This is a genomic window from Pseudoxanthomonas sp. LjRoot206 (genome assembly GCF_056175725.1).
In genome coordinates, this window is record NZ_JBGFFI010000002.1 from 591,600 (window position 1) to 606,926 (window position 15,327).

General features: G+C 67.8%; 18 protein-coding genes. 5 read left to right on the plus strand and 13 right to left on the minus strand.

Translation table 11 applies throughout. From position 1 onward, the window contains the following. Positions 1-170 precede the first annotated feature (170 nt). From AC04MD_RS07495 to rph, 13 genes are all read right to left on the minus strand, one after another. On the minus strand, positions 171-605 hold the full coding sequence (locus AC04MD_RS07495) for a GFA family protein (RefSeq protein ID WP_475496665.1): 435 nt from the start codon (positions 603-605) through the stop codon (positions 171-173). Between the two features lie 7 nt (positions 606-612). Beyond that, positions 613-1,008 carry a YciI family protein gene (locus tag AC04MD_RS07500; protein WP_475496666.1) on the minus strand — a complete coding sequence of 132 codons (396 nt, stop codon included), beginning with the start codon at positions 1,006-1,008 and terminating at the stop codon, positions 613-615. A gap of 48 nt (positions 1,009-1,056) precedes the next feature. Then, positions 1,057-1,425 carry a hypothetical protein gene (locus tag AC04MD_RS07505; protein ID WP_475496667.1) on the minus strand — a complete coding sequence of 123 codons (369 nt, stop codon included), beginning with the start codon at positions 1,423-1,425 and terminating at the stop codon, positions 1,057-1,059. Beyond that, complete coding sequence (locus AC04MD_RS07510; protein ID WP_475496668.1) at positions 1,419-1,553, minus strand: hypothetical protein; 135 nt, start codon at positions 1,551-1,553, stop codon at positions 1,419-1,421. The genes AC04MD_RS07505 and AC04MD_RS07510 overlap by 7 nt, the downstream gene beginning before the upstream one ends. Further along, entirely contained in the window at positions 1,526-1,849 is a 324-nt protein-coding gene (locus AC04MD_RS07515; protein WP_475496669.1) for an MAPEG family protein, read from the minus strand. The genes AC04MD_RS07510 and AC04MD_RS07515 overlap by 28 nt, the downstream gene beginning before the upstream one ends. After that, the gene (locus AC04MD_RS07520) at positions 1,846-2,178 is read right to left on the minus strand and encodes a hypothetical protein (protein WP_475496670.1); all 333 of its coding nucleotides are present in this window, start codon (positions 2,176-2,178) and stop codon (positions 1,846-1,848) included. The genes AC04MD_RS07515 and AC04MD_RS07520 overlap by 4 nt, the downstream gene beginning before the upstream one ends. An 881-nt stretch (positions 2,179-3,059) precedes the next feature. Further along, the gene (gene pepQ, locus AC04MD_RS07525; RefSeq protein ID WP_475496671.1) at positions 3,060-4,400 is read right to left on the minus strand and encodes a Xaa-Pro dipeptidase; all 1,341 of its coding nucleotides are present in this window, start codon (positions 4,398-4,400) and stop codon (positions 3,060-3,062) included. Between the two features lie 79 nt (positions 4,401-4,479). Next, a complete protein-coding gene (locus AC04MD_RS07530; protein ID WP_475496672.1) occupies positions 4,480-4,827 on the minus strand; it encodes a PilZ domain-containing protein in 348 nt (115 codons plus the stop codon). Next, positions 4,824-7,352 (minus strand): DUF1631 domain-containing protein, encoded by a 2,529-nt coding sequence (locus AC04MD_RS07535; RefSeq protein ID WP_475496673.1) that lies wholly within the window; start codon positions 7,350-7,352, stop codon positions 4,824-4,826. The genes AC04MD_RS07530 and AC04MD_RS07535 overlap by 4 nt, the downstream gene beginning before the upstream one ends. A 90-nt stretch (positions 7,353-7,442) precedes the next feature. Next, the gene (gene hemW, locus AC04MD_RS07540; protein WP_475496674.1) at positions 7,443-8,597 is read right to left on the minus strand and encodes a radical SAM family heme chaperone HemW; all 1,155 of its coding nucleotides are present in this window, start codon (positions 8,595-8,597) and stop codon (positions 7,443-7,445) included. 4 nt (positions 8,598-8,601) lie between these two features. Continuing rightward, positions 8,602-9,195 carry an RdgB/HAM1 family non-canonical purine NTP pyrophosphatase gene (gene rdgB / locus AC04MD_RS07545; protein WP_475496675.1) on the minus strand — a complete coding sequence of 198 codons (594 nt, stop codon included), beginning with the start codon at positions 9,193-9,195 and terminating at the stop codon, positions 8,602-8,604. 6 nt (positions 9,196-9,201) lie between these two features. Then, positions 9,202-9,591, minus strand: a complete 390-nt coding sequence (locus AC04MD_RS07550) for a VOC family protein (protein WP_475496676.1) — start codon at positions 9,589-9,591, stop codon at positions 9,202-9,204. A gap of 107 nt (positions 9,592-9,698) precedes the next feature. Further along, positions 9,699-10,424: a ribonuclease PH gene (rph, locus tag AC04MD_RS07555; protein WP_475496677.1), complete on the minus strand. Its 726-nt coding sequence runs from the start codon at positions 10,422-10,424 to the stop codon at positions 9,699-9,701. 112 nt (positions 10,425-10,536) lie between these two features. Between rph and AC04MD_RS07560 the strand changes: the two genes are divergently transcribed. The 5 genes from AC04MD_RS07560 to AC04MD_RS07580 all read left to right on the plus strand — a co-directional run bounded on the left by AC04MD_RS07560 (position 10,537) and on the right by AC04MD_RS07580 (position 15,318). Next, positions 10,537-11,397 (plus strand): YicC/YloC family endoribonuclease, encoded by an 861-nt coding sequence (locus AC04MD_RS07560; RefSeq protein WP_475496678.1) that lies wholly within the window; start codon positions 10,537-10,539, stop codon positions 11,395-11,397. After that, entirely contained in the window at positions 11,394-12,011 is a 618-nt protein-coding gene (gene gmk / locus AC04MD_RS07565; RefSeq protein ID WP_475496679.1) for a guanylate kinase, read from the plus strand. The genes AC04MD_RS07560 and gmk overlap by 4 nt, the downstream gene beginning before the upstream one ends. Before the next feature lie 166 nt (positions 12,012-12,177). Beyond that, positions 12,178-12,477 (plus strand): DNA-directed RNA polymerase subunit omega, encoded by a 300-nt coding sequence (gene rpoZ / locus AC04MD_RS07570; protein WP_296278197.1) that lies wholly within the window; start codon positions 12,178-12,180, stop codon positions 12,475-12,477. Between the two features lie 125 nt (positions 12,478-12,602). Beyond that, on the plus strand, positions 12,603-14,774 hold the full coding sequence (locus AC04MD_RS07575; protein ID WP_475496680.1) for a RelA/SpoT family protein: 2,172 nt from the start codon (positions 12,603-12,605) through the stop codon (positions 14,772-14,774). A gap of 160 nt (positions 14,775-14,934) precedes the next feature. Further along, on the plus strand, positions 14,935-15,318 hold the full coding sequence (locus AC04MD_RS07580; RefSeq protein ID WP_475496681.1) for a RidA family protein: 384 nt from the start codon (positions 14,935-14,937) through the stop codon (positions 15,316-15,318). The last annotated feature ends 9 nt before the right edge of the window (positions 15,319-15,327 follow it).

Sequence of the window (15,327 nt, forward strand, 5' to 3'; positions counted from 1 at the left end):
ATCTGCCTTGCGGTCGAAGAAAAAAGCCCCGTGATCGCAGCGCGAGGCAGTGCATACGCCCCTTGATGGGGCGATTTCTCACAGTAAACGGCTACAAGGCCGCGTCAGACCTTCGCAGGGGGTGTCACGAAGGTGAGGATGCCGCCGACCGTCCCGCACCGCCGCTTGCCTCAGCCCTCCATCCGCACGTCGCGAACCCACAGGCGTCGCCAGCGCGCGAGCTTTTCGTCGGATGCCAGCGCCTGCGGTGAGGCGGGAACAGCGGGCGCGAACGCATCGCGCGCCCTCAGGCTGCCGACATTGAGCGCGGCGTACGTGCGTTCGGGGTCGTCCAGTAGCACGGCCACCAGCACGCCGCAGTCACCGCACAGCAGGAACTGCGCCGCCTGCGATCCCTGGCGGTAGCGACGCAGGCGGTCCGGGCGATGGGTGTGGATGACAAGACCGGCATCCGGATCGGAGATCCACGCCGCGCCATGCGCGCGGCAGAAGCTGCAATCGCAGGCGCGCGGTGCGGTGGTGGCCGGCACCAGCGCCGTGGAGAGGGCGAGCGTGATCGCCCCGCAATGACATCCGCCTTCGAGCGTGGAGAACGGTGTCGTCACCGGCAACTCAGCCTTCCGGCTGCCGCCACGCCACCGGCGTTTCGTTTGTCGTGTCTTTCGCGCGTGCCCGTGCGGCGTCCAGCGGACGGATCTCCATCGTCAGCCCGAAGGCGAGGCAGGGATTCTGCGCCGCGATCCGTGCGGCATCGTCCAGCGACCCGGCCACGATGAACCAGTAGCCGCCCACCAGCTCCTTTGATTCGGCGAACGGGCCGTCGGTGATGCCGCTGCGCGACACCAGCCTGCCACGGTTCTCCAGCCGGCTGCCGGGCTTCAGGACGCCGTCCGCCAGACCCTGCTCGTACCAGACATAGAAGCGGTCGATGGCGTCCTGCACGTCTTCCTTCGACGCGCTTTCGTCCCACTGGCCGCGGGAGATGAGGAGGTAGTCGGAGGTTGTCATCGTGAGAAGTCTCCAGAATAGAGGGGCAGAGGCGCTACAGCGCCCAGGTCATCTCGGTCGGTCGGGCTGCCAGGTGCCGTACGTGGACAGCATGTGCGCCTCGAAATCGGCTGGACCGGACACTTCCCAGAATGTCGAATCGAAGGCGCGGAGTTCAATCACCCTTCTTCCGTCAGACATGCCTACGAAGTCGCCATCGATGGTCTGATGGATGCCACGACTCAGATTGCGGAAGGTGTGGTCGGGCAACACCATGCCGGACGCTGAGCGCTCCTCGATCTCGAGCGCACCTTCGCCAACACACCAGAGGACTTTTATCTCCCACGTGTCGAGGCGAACGAATCTATCGATCTCCACAAGGAAACTGGCCATGTCGAAGAGCAGCTGGTTATCTCCGTGCTGCCGAATAGTCACCATGAGACCCGCTCCAGTGCCATCCACAGCAGCAGGCCCCACAGGCCGAGCACGGCGAGGAAATTCAGGGTGAACACCAGGCCACGCAGGCGCACGTTCGCGGTCAGCACCTGCACCGCGCTGTGCAGCACGCGGCCGGCAATGAAGAGCCAGGCCAGTGCGAGGGCGCGGGGCGGGTGCCGAGCAGCATCCGCATGATGCAGGCGATGTGGAAGAACAGGGGCCATTCGAACTGGTTGGACAGGTTGGCGCTGAGGCGCGGTTCGAGCTTCGCCAACGGATTGCTGCCGTCCGCACGCCGGCCGATGCCCCAGATCGCCGGCGCCCGCGCGATGGTCAGCAGGACGTAGAGTGTTGCCGCAAGCGCGACGTGCGCCGTCATCGGCAGCAGCAGGGCCGTATCCAACATTGCGCTGGCAGGTGTCATGGCAGTGGCGGGTTCGCCACGTAGGCCGCACCGAGGGCGGCGAACAGGCCGAGCAGGATGAAGAAGCCGTAGCGCAGGCGGAACGGGATCGCCGGCTTGCCGTAACGCTGCTCGGCCAGCCTCCGGTCCAGTTGCCAGCCGTGATTGCACTCCGGGCAGGCGAGTTGGTAGCGCCTGCCGTAGACGAAGCCGAACAGCAGGTCGAACTCGCCGTACTTGTAGGCGAGCTGCGGCTGGAAGTCGCGCTCCTCATCGCAGCGCGGACAGTGCTGCGGCTCCGGCTCACCCACCGGCACCACGCGTTCGCCCTGGCCGATCATGAACATCATGCGTGCCGTCCCCTTGCGTGCATGTCGATGACGTATGGATGGATGGGATTCTGTGGCTGCACCGGAATGCCGTCAAACCATGGCGGTCCTGCGCGCGAGCGAGCGTAGCCCGGGTAAGCGAAGCGCACCCGGGGCGCGTCGCGCGGCACCGTTCCAGTCCCCGGGTGCGGCCGTTGGCCTTACCCGGGCTACGGTCTGATAGTTGGTTCGGGACATTTGGAATCCTTCCGCTCGTCGTTCTCCGGCCTATCTGGCGGCGCTGCCCAACATCTGTAAGGGATACCGATAGCGCTTCCACGAATTTGCTTCGCATCCGCCAGTTCACCTACCAGCCCCGCCGCTGTTGGTCTGTTGAATTCCCCTCGTTGAGGTGGCGTATGGAGAAACTTGCCTTCGATCAGGACCAGATGCTCAGACTTAAGACTTTCTAACTCGCTCTCGCTGCTCATTGATAGAAGCGCGGCGTTAGCAGTGAGCCCGCCCTCTGCGGATTCCCGATCAATAAATAGGAGCGGCTCCAGTCCGGATGAGTAGTGGCCTGCGACACGGATGTGCCTTTCATTGAAGAGATCCGGGTTGGCGGCCAGCGTAAGGAAGGAAATAGGGCATGGATCGCCTGATGAGTTGCCCCTGCCCCCACAAAGCGCTGCCAATCTGCCTCTTTTGTCTTCCACACGCCCAGCGTCGCATCCAGACAGCGATCCGAGAGCAACGAGGAATGCGAGTGCCGCCTTCGTAGCTGTCATTCTGTGCACCTTGGCTCCCTCTGATAGCGCATGCCCAGCGTAGCGCGGGTAAGCGAAGCGCACCCGGGGCGCTTAGTACGGAAACAGTCCGATCCCCGGGTGCGGCCTAAGGCCTTACCCGGGCTACGCCGACGGTCAGTTGATTTCCACGAACGCCGGCCGCGTCAGGTTGTCGGCATCGCCGTCGGTGCACAGCACTTCGTCCTCGATGCGGATGCCGCCGTACGGGCGGAATGCGTCGACGCGCGCCCAGTCGACGCTGGCGGCGTGGCCGTTCTTCTTCACCTCGTCCAGCAGCAGGTCGATGAAGTACAGGCCGGGCTCGATGGTCACCACCATGCCCGGCTCCAGCACACGCGTCATGCGCAGGTAGGGATGGCCGGCGGGGCGCTCGATGCGGCCGCCGCGGTCGCTGGCGGCGAAGCCGGCCACGTCGTGCACCTGCAGGCCGATCGGATGGCCCAGGCCGTGCGGGAAGAACGCCGCGCTGACGCCGGTGGCGACCGCCGCCTCCGGCGACACCGTGATCACGCCGAAGTCCTTCAGGATGCCCATCAGGGTGTGGTGCGCATCGACGTGCAGCTGCTTGTAGTCCACGTTCGCGCGCACGCCGGCGCACATCGTCTGTTGCGCGGTGTCGACCGCATCGATCAATGCCTGGAACTCGCTGCCGGTGTCGTACGCATAGGTGCGGGTGATGTCGCTGGCGTAGCCGTGGAAGCTGGCGCCGGCGTCGATCAGGAAGCTGCGCAGGGGATCCGGCGCGACGCGCTGCAGTTCCATGTAGTGCAGGATCGCCGCGTGCTCGTTGAGGCCGATGATGTTGCCGTAGGGCAGCTCGTTGGCGTCCTGGCCCACCTTGGTGCAGTAGGCCATGTGGATGCCGAACTCGCTCTCGCCGGCGCGGAACGCCGCTTCCGCTGCGCGGTGGCCGCGCACGGCCAGGCGCTGCGCCTGCCGCATCAGCGCGATCTCGTAAGGCGTTTTGTACGAGCGGTGGTATTCCAGGTACTGGATGACCGGCTCGGGGTTGTTCGGTACGTAGTCGCCGAGCGCGCTCTGCGGCTCGCCGAGGATCGCACTGCGCGCAGCGGGCGGCAGCAGCGCGGCGGCTTCGTCGGGCTTGCGGATGATGTGGACATCCACATGGTCCACCCACCAGCCGCTCGGTGCGTCCGGCACGACATGCCAGTAATCGAACGGCTGGTAGAAGATCACTTTCGGCCGCTGGCCGGGCGTGTACACCAGCCAGCTGTACGGCAGGCGCGTGAGCGGCAGCCAGGCCTTGAACTGCGGGTTCACCGCGTAAGGATAGTCGCGGTCGTCGAAGACCTGCCAGTGCTGCGTGCCGCTGGGCACGACCAGGTGGTCGAAGCCGCCACGCGCCAGCGCTTCGTCCGCGCGCTGCTTCATCGTCGCCAGGTGGTCGGCGTACAGCGGAACGAGGTCGGTGTCGAAGGAGGCGGGTGCGTTCATGGCGGCGGCTCGTGCGAATGAACCGCCATTTTGCCGCAATCGTCCCGGCCGGGCGTTGCGCAGCGGGGCGCCTCGCGCGCTATTCCGCCTCGGGGCCGGCGTTCACCCATTGCCGCAGCCGCTCCAGCGGCTCACGGTCGATGGTGAGGAAGCGGAGGCCGGCGAAGGCTTGGCCGGGCGTGTTCGCGGGCGCGGACCAGATGAGATGCGCGCCAACGTCGATCGGCAGGTCCTGGCCGCGTTCGTCCTGCAGGTGGAAGCGCAGCTGGTACAGCGCGTCGTCGACCACCGGTTCGGTGGCGATCAGCAGCATGCCGGATTCGGACAGGTTGCCCAGCCGGCCGATGACCTGCTCGGTCATCAGGTCGAACACCGGGACCGGCTTCGGCACGGCGCGCCGGCGGGCGCGGCGGAACTCGCGCATCATGCGGCGTCTCCTGCGGGTTCGCCGCTGCGTCCGGTGAGGCTGCGCAGCGCGTTGAGGGTGGCGTTCCAGGCGCGGTCGATCAGGCGGCCGCGGTCCTCGGTGACCACCTGCGCCTGGCTCTTCGCCATCAGGTGCGCCAGCGTGTCCAGCGAATGCTCGCCCACGCGCTGGCCGCGCTGGTTGACGAACAGCGCATTGCCGGTGACCGGGCTGAACCACGACAGGCGCTGGCGCTGCACGTCGCCCTGCTGGTTGCGGGTGAACTCGAACCACGTACCGAACGGCAGCGAGCGCAGGTAGTCGTAGCACTCCTGTTCCTGCGGCGTGCGCGGCTGCGTCGGCTTCTTCTTGGCCTCGCCCTGGCCGCCGAGGCGCGCACGCGCCTTCAGGCGGGCGGTCAGTTCGGTGCGCGAGGTGGTCTCGTCTTCCTCGGCGCTGGACAGCCGGCGCGAGATCGCCGCGGCTTCGTCCTCGTGGTAGCCCACCTGCACCAGCGACTTCTCGATCTTGCCGGCCAGCTCGGGGTTGGCCGCTTGCGAGGACGTCGTGGCGGCGATGATTTCCAGCGTGGTCTGCAGCTGGTCGGCCCATTCGCTGGACGACTCGCCGTTGCGCAACTGGGTCAGCGTCAGTACGTCCGCCCAGGCCTGGCTGAGCAGCGCCTGCACGAATTTCTGCGGCTTGGCCTCGGCCATCGCCGACTCGATGGTATCGGCCGCCTTCTGCTTGGCGATCTCGAGCCGGTCCTTGCCGCGCGCGGCTTCGATCTGCCGGCGCTCGGCCAGTTCGGCCTTGCGGGCCGCCGCCTGCAGGTGCTGCTGCACGTCGCGGTTGGCATCCTCGAAGACCGTCTCGTCGCCTTCGTAGGTCTCGACGACGGTCTCGACCGCCTTGTGCAGCCGCTGCACGAGGTGCGGATCGACGTCGTCGTCGCCCAGCCAGGTCGCGCCGGATTCGGCGACCGTGTTGAGCAGGTCGCGCGCGGGATGCTGTGCGCGCAGGAAGAAATTGCGGTCGCGCAGCGCGGCCTGCACGACGGGCACCTGCAGCCGCACCAGCATGTCGGCGGCCGGCGCGTCGTGCTGCACCTCGCGTTCGATCTCGTTGTACAGCAGGTCGAGCAGTTCGAACGTGTCGGAATCCGCGCTGGCCAGCGCCGCGCCGGGGCCATGCTTGGCGCGCACCTCGGCCAGCATCATCTGCTGCAGGTCCGCCACGGTGCGGCGCGGCTGGTCCGGCGTGCGCGCGGGCAGGGGTGCCGTCTGCAGTGCCTGCAGCGTGTGGAGCACATCGGGGGTGGGCAACAGGCGACGGGCGGTGCTGCCACCCGGGCGTGCCGGTGTACCGCCGCCAGTGGTCGGATGGCCGGAGGTATCCCCACCCGCGCTCACACTTGCACCTGCACCCCCCGCAGCGCCGCCACCACTACCACCGCCACCGCCACCGCCATGACCGCCTCCGGCATCCTCGGCAATCGCGTCGAGCTCGCCCGCACGGGCGAGTGCGTCGGCCTGCAGGCCGCCTCGCCGGATCGACAGCAGTTTCTGCAGGACTTCGAACGAGCCCGCCATGTCCTGCGGCGGCTGGCTGTCCGCGGCCGTGCCACTGGATGCGGCTTCGGTCGCTGCGGGTGCCGATGACGGCGTCGCCGGACCACCGCCCGCAGCGCTGCCGGTCAGTGCGCCCGCGACCGCCTGCAGCTGCTCGGGCGTCAGCGTCGCCCAGTGCGATGCGCCGGTCTGGCTCTGCCAGGCGGTCATCGGGCGCGCGCCGCTGCGGGCTTCGTCGCTCGGCGGCCGCACGACTTCGAAACTGCGCGCGCGCCGGGGCATGTAGGACAGGCCCGGCAGGATGCCTTCGCGGGCGAGGAACTGGTTCACCGTGTTCGCCCACTCGGTGTAGTTCAGCATCACCTTGTGGTCGAAGCTGCGGTACAGCACCAGCTGTGCGTCGATGGACAGATCGAGGCAGGCGGCCGCGTCCTTCAGCAAGTGGCACAGGCGGTTCGGGCCCAAGGGCAGCGTCTCGGCCTCGTAAGCGGGACGACAGGCGAGCACGCCCATCCGCTGGCCCAGCATCAGGATCTGCGCATTGCCGCGCTGCTCGTGCCGGCGCGCGACTTCGCGCAGCACGATTTCCTGGTCCATCGCGGCGTCCTCGACCAGGGTCAGTGTCTGGTAGTCCAGGCGCAGCTGCGCCTGTTCCCCTCTGGGTTGAGTGCTGCGGATCGCGGCCAGTTCCGCCTCCAGCGCGAACATGTAGTGCGGCACCAGCTCGACGCGGTTCTTCTGCAGCGACCGCAGGTCGACGAAGATCTGCGTCTGCGCGTGGTTGCTGCGGGCCTGCTCGGCCTGCTTGAACAGCTGCTGTTCGAACTCCACCAGCATGCCGTTCAGGGCGGAGACGAAATCCGTGGCGATGTGGTCGAGCAGGCTCTGCAGCACGCGCCGCACGCGCGGCGGCAGCGCCGACGATGCGATCGTGGTCGGCGCGGCAGAGGACGTTGGCGGTCGTGTCGCGGTCATTGGTACGGCAGGCTCCCCTCTTGCGCCATCATTATCACACCCCGCCTTGCCTGCGCATCCATCCGTCGCCGCGCCGGCGGGCGCCCGGCGTCAGTCGCCCAGGAAAAGTTCGATCACGTCGTTGGTGAACCGGCGGCCCAGTGCGGTCGGGCGCACGTGGGTGTCGGAGACCTCCAGCCATCCGGCCTGCAAGGCCTGTTCCAGCGCCGGCGCGATGCTGTCCAGCGGCAGGCCGGTGGTGGCGGTGAAGTCGGCCAGCGCGAAGCCGTCCTGCAACCGCAACGCATTGAGCATGAACTCGAAGGGGCGGCGCTGCGGCGTGATGTCGTCGTCGCCGCCGACCGCCTGTTGCGTGCCGGCGGTGGTCAGGTAGCTCGTCGGATGCTTGACCTTCCAGCGCCGCAGGATCTGCTGCGTTGCACCCACGGTGATCTTGCCGTGCGCGCCGGCGCCGATACCGATGTAATCGCCGTAACGCCAGTAGTTGAGATTGTGGGCGCAGCGTCGTCCCGGGCGCGCGTAGGCGCTGACTTCGTAGTGCCCGTAGCCGGCGTCGGCGAGCAGGGCCTGGCAGTGCTCCTGCATGTCCCAGGCGTGGTCGTCGTCGGGGATGCCCTGCGGCGGGCGCGCGAAGAACACCGTGTTCGGCTCCAGCGTCAGCTGGTAGTGGGAGATGTGCGCCGGCTGCAGGGCGAAGGCGCGCTGCAGGTCGTGTTCGGCCATGGCCAGCGTCTGGCCGGGCAGGGCGTACATCAGGTCGAGGTTGAAGTTGTCGAAGCCGGCGTCCTGCGCCAGCTTCACCGCGTGCTCGGCCTCGTGGCTGTCGTGGATGCGGCCGAGCTTCTTCAGGCTCTCGTCGTCGAAGCTCTGGATGCCGAAGCTGATGCGGTTCACGCCGGCCGCGAGATAGCGGTCGAAGCGGCCGTGTTCGGCGGTGCCGGGGTTGGTCTCGAGCGTGATCTCCAGGCCCGGCGCGAAGCGCAGGCGGCTGCTGGCGCCCTGCAGGAAGCGGTCGATCGCCTCCGGCGGGAACAGGCTGGGCGTGCCACCGCCGAAGAACACGCTGTGCACGGTGCGGCCCCACACCAGCGGCAGGTCGTGGTCGAGGTCGCGCAGCAGCGCATCGACGTAATCGTCGAACGGCAGCGCGCCGTTGCCCTGGTGCGAGTTGAAGTCGCAGTACGGGCATTTGCGCACGCACCACGGCAGGTGCACGTAGAGCGACAGGGGCGGCGGGATCAGCATCGGATCAGGGCAGGTCGAGCAGCCGCTGCTTGAGTCCTGCCAGCGCCTTGCCGCGATGGCTGATGCGGTTCTTGTCCGCCAGCGGCATCTCCGCCGCGCTTTGGCCGCGCTGCGGGTCGAAGAACACCGGGTCGTAGCCGTGCCCGCCGCTGCCGCGACGCTCGTGCAGGATGCGGCCACGCCATTCGCCTTCGACGATCAGCGGCTGCGGATCGTGCGCGTGGCGCAGCAGCACCAGCACGCAGTAGAAGTGCGCGCCGCGTTGTTCGCCGGCGACGTCCTTGAGTGCATCCAGCAGCTTGTCGATGTTGCGGTCCGCGTTGCCGTGTTCGCCGGCGTAGCGCGCCGAATACAGGCCGGGTGCGCCGTTCAACGCGTCCACGCAGATGCCGGAATCGTCGGCCAGCGCGGGCAGGCCGGTCTGCAGGCTGGCATGGCGCGCCTTGATCAGCGCGTTCTCGACGAAGGTGGTGCCGGTCTCGTCGGCGTCCTCCACGCCCAGGTCGGACTGCGCGACCAGTTCGATGCCGGTGTCGGCCAGCAGTCCGCGGAGTTCTTCCAGCTTGCCCTGGTTGGAGGAGGCGAGCACGAGTTTCATGGTCAATCAGCCCTTGGGTTGCAGCAGGTCCCAGCGGTTGCCGTAGGCATCGCGGAATACGGCGACGGTGGCGTAGCTTTCTTCCCGTGGTGTTTCGAGGAACTCGATGCCGGCGGCGCTCATGCGCGCATGGTCGCGCCAGAAGTCGTCCGTCTGCAGGAAGAAGCCCACGCGCCCGCCGGCCTGGTCGCCGATGCGCGCGCGCTGTTCGTCCGTCGTCGCGACGGCCAGCAGCAGATCGGTGCTGCCGTCGCCCGTCGGCGCCACGCGCACCCAGCGCTTGCCGCCGCCGAGGTCGGTGTCCTCGCGCAGGTCGAAGCCGAGCGCGTCGCGGTAGTGCGCGATGGCGCGGTCGTAGTCGTCGACGAGCAAGGTGACCAGGCTGAGGGTCTGCATGACGAAATCCTTATCTCTGTAGGAGCGCCCCATGGGCGCGATGCTTTTCTGCATGATCCGATCGAAGAGCATCGCGCCCATGGGGCGCTCCTACAAGGGGTGCGGGATCAGCCGGCCAGCGCGGCGCGCTGCGCGGCGAACAGTTCGCCGATGCCCTTCTCGCCGAGCGCGAGCAGCGCGTCCAGCTCATCGCGACGGAAGGCGTGCCCTTCGGCCGTGCCCTGCAGTTCGATGAAGCCGCCGCCGTCGTTCATCACCAGATTCATGTCGGTGTCGCAGTCGCTGTCCTCGGGGTAATCCAGGTCCAGCACCGGCACGCCGCGGTAGATGCCGACCGACACCGCCGCGACGGCGCCATGCACCACGTCGCGCTTGATCTCGTTGCGGCCTTTCAGCCAGTTCACCGCGTCCACCAGCGCCACGTAGGCGCCGGTGATGGCGGCGGTACGCGTGCCGCCGTCGGCCTGCAGCACGTCGCAGTCCAGGGTGATGGTGCGTTCGCCCAGCGCGCCGCGGTCCACGCAGGCGCGCAGCGTGCGGCCGATCAGCCGCTGGATCTCCAGCGTGCGTCCGCCCTGCTTGCCGCGCGACGCCTCGCGGTCGCTGCGGGTGTGGGTGGAGCGCGGCAGCATGCCGTACTCGGCGGTCACCCAGCCTTCGCCCTTGCCGCGCAGGAAGCCCGGCACCTTGTTCTCCACCGTCGCCGTGCACAGCACGCGGGTGTGGCCGAAGCTGACCAGCACCGAGCCCTCCGCGTGGCGGGTGTAGTTGCGCAGGATGCTGACGTCGCGCATCTGGTCGGGCTGGCGGCCGCTGGGGCGGGAGAAGGACATGGGGGCATCCGCGATGAGGGGGGGGCGAAGTCTACCAGTCCATCCCGCCGGGCCCGGCCGGCGCCGCGTTGGCTGCTAAGATGCGCCGCTCACTGGTCCGATGGGCACCTGCATGATCCGCAGCATGACGGCGTTCGCTGCCGCCGAACGCGCCACCGACGGCGGCACGCTGGGGGCCGAACTGCGCGCGGTCAACCACCGCTTCCTGGAACTGGGGGTCCGCCTGCCGGACGAACTGCGCGTGCTGGAACCGGCGCTGCGCGAGCGCGTCGCCTCGCGCGTGTCGCGCGGCAAGTTGGACCTGACGCTGCGTCTGCGCGCGCCCGAAGGCGGCGGCGCACTGCAACTCAATCCGCGCGTCGTGGCGCAGTTGTCGGAGCTGGCGGCGGACCTGGCCTTGCGCGTCCCCAACCTGCGCACCGAACTGACCGACCTGCTGCAGTTCCCTGGCGTGCTGCAGACCAAGGGTGTGGACATGGAGGCGCTGCATGCCGAGGCGCTGGCGCTGCTGGATACCGTACTCGACCAGTTCGTCGCCGCGCGCGAACGCGAGGGCGGCAAGCTGGTGGCGGCGATCCTGGAGCGCGTGGACGGCATCGCCGCGCTGGCGGCCGAGGTGCGCACGCTGATCCCGCAGATCCGTGCCGGGCAGCGGCAGAAGCTGGAAGCGCGCCTGGCCGACGTGGCCCAGAACATGGAACAGGGCCGGCTGGAGCAGGAACTGGTGCTGTGGCTGCAGAAGCTCGACGTGGACGAGGAACTCGACCGCCTGGACAGCCACGTCAAGGAGATCCGCCGCGTCTTCACCCAGAAGGAGCCGCAGGGCCGCCGGCTGGACTTCCTGCTGCAGGAGTTCAACCGCGAGGCCAATACGCTGGGCTCCAAGTCCGTCGACATCCGCACCACCAACATCGCGGTGGAGTTCAAAGTGCTGATCGACCAGATCCGCGAACAGGCGCAGAACATCGAATGAAGCGCGGAACCCTCTACATCGTCGCGGCACCCTCCGGCGCGGGCAAGAGCAGCATCGTCAACGCCGTGCTGGCGCGGGATACCGATATCGCGCTGTCCATTTCGTTCACCTCGCGCGCGGCGCGTCCGGGCGAACGGCATGCGCAGCATTACCACTTCATCAGCGCCGACGAGTTCAAGGCGATGATCCGCGCCGGCGACTTCTTCGAATACGCCGAGGTGCACGGCGACTGGAAGGGCACGGCCCGCCAGTCGGTCGAGCCGCAGCTCGACGCGGGCAAGGACGTGCTGCTGGAGATCGACTGGCAGGGCGCGCGCCAGGTGCGCGAGAAGGTGCCGGATGCGGTCAGCGTGTTCATCCTGCCGCCCTCGCGCGCCGCGCTCGAGCAACGCATGCGCAACCGCGGGCAGGACAGCGAGGAGGTGATCCAGCGCCGCCTGGCCGCCGCCCGCGAGGAGATGTCCCACTACGACGAGTTCGACTACGTCATCGTCAACGACGTGTTCGACGAGGCGGTGGCGCAGATGCACACCATCTTCACCGCCAGCCGCCTGCGCCGGGAAGCGCAGGACGTGCGCCACGCCGGCCTGATCGCGGCCCTGCTGGCGGACTGAACGTGTAGGAGGCCCCGTGGTCGGGGCCGAAGTCCCCCTGCAGGGGGTGAGTGCTCGGCTAACCATTTGATTTTGAAGGAAAGGCTTGCAATACCCTGCCCGGCTGCCTACAATCCCGGCCCCTTTCCGTATTCATTGGGCGACCAGCCGGTCGCCGGGAGCCCGCATGGCCCGCATCACCGTCGAAGATTGCCTGGAAGTCGTAGATAACCGTTTCGATCTGGTCACGATGGCCGCCAAGCGCGCCCGCCAGCTCGCGAACGGCGTGGAGCCGCAGATCGACAACAACGAAGCGCAGGACAAGCCCACCGTGCTGGCGCTGCGCGAGATCGCCGCGCGCAAGATCGACAACGAGCTGATCGACCGCGTCGAGAAGGCCGAGCGCGAGCGCGCCGAGCGCGAAGCGCTGGAGTGGGCCGCCGCGGAAGTGGTCGCCGACGACGACCTGTCGAAGGGCGACGACTGATCGCTTTCATCTGACGTTCCCGGCGGAACGGACGATCGACGGAAGGCCCGCGCAAGCGGGCTTTTCGCGTTTCAGGGCCCGCGATCCGCGTTGCCGTGGCGACGTGACTGGCATAGTCTGGCGGCATGAATTCAGGCCGTACCGCCAAGGCGCTCCGCAGCCCCGCTTCGTCCCGTGACGAGGGGGTGCCGGAGTACGTCGTCCAGTTCGAGCGGCTGGTGACGTACCTGCCCAAGGAGCAGCTGCCGCTGCTGCGGCGCGCCTGGGAAGTCGGTGCGGCCGCGCATGCGGGCCAGACCCGCAAGTCCGGCGAGCCCTACATCACCCATCCGGTGGCGGTGGCCGGCGTGCTGGCCGAACTGGGCATGGACGCGGAGACGCTGATCGCGGCGATCCTGCACGACACCATCGAGGACACGCCGCTGACCGGGGCCGACATCGCCGCCGAGTTCGGCGAATCGGTCGCGGAGCTGGTGGAAGGCGTCACCAAGCTGGACAAGCTGAAGTTTCGCGACCGCCAGGAAGCGGCCGCCGAGAGCTTCCGCAAGATGCTGCTGGCCATGTCGCGCGACCTGCGCGTGATCATGATCAAGCTGGCCGACCGCCTGCACAACATGCGCACGCTCGGCGCGCAGAGCGCGGAAGCGCGCGGGCGCATCGCCCGCGAGACGCTGGAGATCTACGCGCCCATCGCGCAGCGGCTGGGCATGAACCTGGTCAAGTCGGAGCTGCAGGATCTCGGCTTCCGCGCGCTGCATCCGTGGCGCCATGCGGTGGTCGACAAGCACATCCGCAGCCAGCCGGTGATGCGCCGCGAATCGATGGCGCAGATCGAGGCGCACCTGTCGCAGCGGCTGGCGAAGGAAGGCATCGAACATCGCCTGGTCAGCCGGGTGAAGACGCCCTGGAGCATCTACAACAAGATGCAGGGCGAGGGCAAAAGCTTCGACCGGGTGATGGACGTGTTCGGCTTCCGCGTCGTCGTCGACTCGGTGCCGGACTGCTACCACGCGCTCGGTGCGGTGCATGCGCAGTACAAGCCGCTCGACGGACGGTTCCGCGATTTCATCGCCATCCCCAAGGCCAACGGTTACCAGTCGCTGCACACCGTGCTGTTCGGTCCCTACGGATCGCCGATCGAAGTGCAGATCCGCACCACCGAGATGGACCTGGTCGCCGAGCGCGGCATCGCGGCGCACTGGACCTACAAGTTCGGCACCGATTCGCCGAACAGCGCGCAGAACCGCGCGCATGCCTGGATCGTCGAGCTGATCGACAACCAGCGCGCCGCCGGTTCGTCGCTGGAGTTCCTGGACAACGTCAAGGTCGACCTGTTCCCGGACGAGGTCTACCTGTTCACGCCGAAGGGCAAGATCCTGTCGTTGCCGCGCAACGCCACCGCACTGGATTTCGCGTACGCCGTGCATACCGACGTCGGCAACCAGGCGGTGGCCTCGCGCGTGGACAAGAAGCTGGTGCCGCTGCGCACCAAGCTGGTGAGCGGACAGAGCGTGGAGATCATCACCGCCAAGTCGGCGGCGCCCAAGCCGCAGTGGCTGGAGTTCGTGGTCACCAGCAAGGCGCGCACCGCCATCCGCCACCAGCTGAAGCAGCTGGAACATGAGGACGCCGTGCAGCTCGGCCACCGCATGCTCGACCGCGCGCTGGAGGACTTGGACAGCTCGCTGGAGCGCCTGCCGCAGCAGCGTCTGGAGGCCTTCCTCACCGAACACAAGTACCCGCGCCTGGAAGCCTTCCTGGCCGACGTGGCGCTGGGCAACTGGATGCCGGCGCAGGCCGCGCAGGCGTTGACCGCGTTCGCCGAACTGCGCGCCGGCGGGCACTCGAAGCATTCGCAGGAGAAGATCCTGATCACCGGCGGCGAGCGCGGCGTGGTCAGCTTCGCGCAGTGTTGCCAGCCGATTCCCGGCGACGAGATCATGGGGTACCACACGGCCGGCAAGGGCATCGTGGTGCATCGGCTGGATTGCCCCAACGTCACCGAGTTCCGCAAGTCGCCGGAGCGCTGGGTGCCGATCGCGTGGGACGCGAAGGTCACCGGCGACTACGACGCCGCGCTGCTGATCGATGTGGAGAACCGCCCCGGCGTGCTGGCGCAGGTCGCCGCCGCGGTCGCCAAGAGCCAGTCGAACATCGAGCGCGTGGAATATCTCGAACGCGACATCAACGTCGCCGTGCTGCGCTTCTCGATCCAGGTCCGCGACCGCAACCATCTGGCGGAAGTGATGCGCCGGTTGCGACGCTTGAACGTCGTGCACGGCGTCCGCCGGCAGTGACGTCGGGCGGGTCCAGGCCCGCCGTCTTGATACCTGTGCTTGCGACGAGGTGATTTGCGTGCGTCGCTTTTTCCAGTCGACGCCATCGCGATCGGATAGACCGTGATGGCGGGCCGGGGCCCGCCCTACGTAGAATCCGCTGTCCACACAGGAGTTGCGCATGACCAGGCAGATCATCCACACCGAGCAGGCGCCCGCCGCCATCGGTCCCTATTCGCAGGCCGTCCGTGCCGGCAACACGGTGTATTTCTCCGGGCAGATTCCGCTCGATCCGTCCACCGGCAACCTGGTCGACGGCGACATCGCCGCGCAGGCGCGCCGCGCGTTCGACAACCTCAAGGCGGTGGCGGAAGCGGCGGGTGGCTCGCTCGACCGCATCGTGCGGCTCGGCCTGTACCTGACCGACCTGTCGCAGTTCGCGGCGGTGAATGCGGTGATGCAGGACTACTTCGTCGCGCCGTATCCCGCGCGCTCGACCATCGAAGTCTCCGGCCTGCCGAAGGGCGCTGCGTTCGAAGTCGATGCGGTGATGGTGCTCGACTGATCCGGTAAA

What these genes read in the sequence shown, in the direction of transcription:
- AC04MD_RS07500 (WP_475496666.1), bottom strand. Translation starts at nt 1,008, where the DNA reads ATGACAACCTCCGACTACCTCCTCATCTCCCGCGGCCAGTGGGACGAA.
- AC04MD_RS07505 (WP_475496667.1), bottom strand. Translation starts at nt 1,425, where the DNA reads ATGGTGACTATTCGGCAGCACGGAGATAACCAGCTGCTCTTCGACATG.
- AC04MD_RS07515 (WP_475496669.1), bottom strand. Translation starts at nt 1,849, where the DNA reads ATGACACCTGCCAGCGCAATGTTGGATACGGCCCTGCTGCTGCCGATG.
- AC04MD_RS07520 (WP_475496670.1), bottom strand. Translation starts at nt 2,178, where the DNA reads ATGATGTTCATGATCGGCCAGGGCGAACGCGTGGTGCCGGTGGGTGAG.
- pepQ (WP_475496671.1), bottom strand. Translation starts at nt 4,400, where the DNA reads ATGAACGCACCCGCCTCCTTCGACACCGACCTCGTTCCGCTGTACGCC.
- AC04MD_RS07530 (WP_475496672.1), bottom strand. Translation starts at nt 4,827, where the DNA reads ATGATGCGCGAGTTCCGCCGCGCCCGCCGGCGCGCCGTGCCGAAGCCG.
- AC04MD_RS07535 (WP_475496673.1), bottom strand. Translation starts at nt 7,352, where the DNA reads ATGACCGCGACACGACCGCCAACGTCCTCTGCCGCGCCGACCACGATC.
- hemW (WP_475496674.1), bottom strand. Translation starts at nt 8,597, where the DNA reads ATGCTGATCCCGCCGCCCCTGTCGCTCTACGTGCACCTGCCGTGGTGC.
- rdgB (WP_475496675.1), bottom strand. Translation starts at nt 9,195, where the DNA reads ATGAAACTCGTGCTCGCCTCCTCCAACCAGGGCAAGCTGGAAGAACTC.
- AC04MD_RS07550 (WP_475496676.1), bottom strand. Translation starts at nt 9,591, where the DNA reads ATGCAGACCCTCAGCCTGGTCACCTTGCTCGTCGACGACTACGACCGC.
- rph (WP_475496677.1), bottom strand. Translation starts at nt 10,424, where the DNA reads ATGTCCTTCTCCCGCCCCAGCGGCCGCCAGCCCGACCAGATGCGCGAC.
- AC04MD_RS07560 (WP_475496678.1), top strand. Translation starts at nt 10,537, where the DNA reads ATGATCCGCAGCATGACGGCGTTCGCTGCCGCCGAACGCGCCACCGAC.
- gmk (WP_475496679.1), top strand. Translation starts at nt 11,394, where the DNA reads ATGAAGCGCGGAACCCTCTACATCGTCGCGGCACCCTCCGGCGCGGGC.
- rpoZ (WP_296278197.1), top strand. Translation starts at nt 12,178, where the DNA reads ATGGCCCGCATCACCGTCGAAGATTGCCTGGAAGTCGTAGATAACCGT.
- AC04MD_RS07575 (WP_475496680.1), top strand. Translation starts at nt 12,603, where the DNA reads ATGAATTCAGGCCGTACCGCCAAGGCGCTCCGCAGCCCCGCTTCGTCC.
- AC04MD_RS07580 (WP_475496681.1), top strand. Translation starts at nt 14,935, where the DNA reads ATGACCAGGCAGATCATCCACACCGAGCAGGCGCCCGCCGCCATCGGT.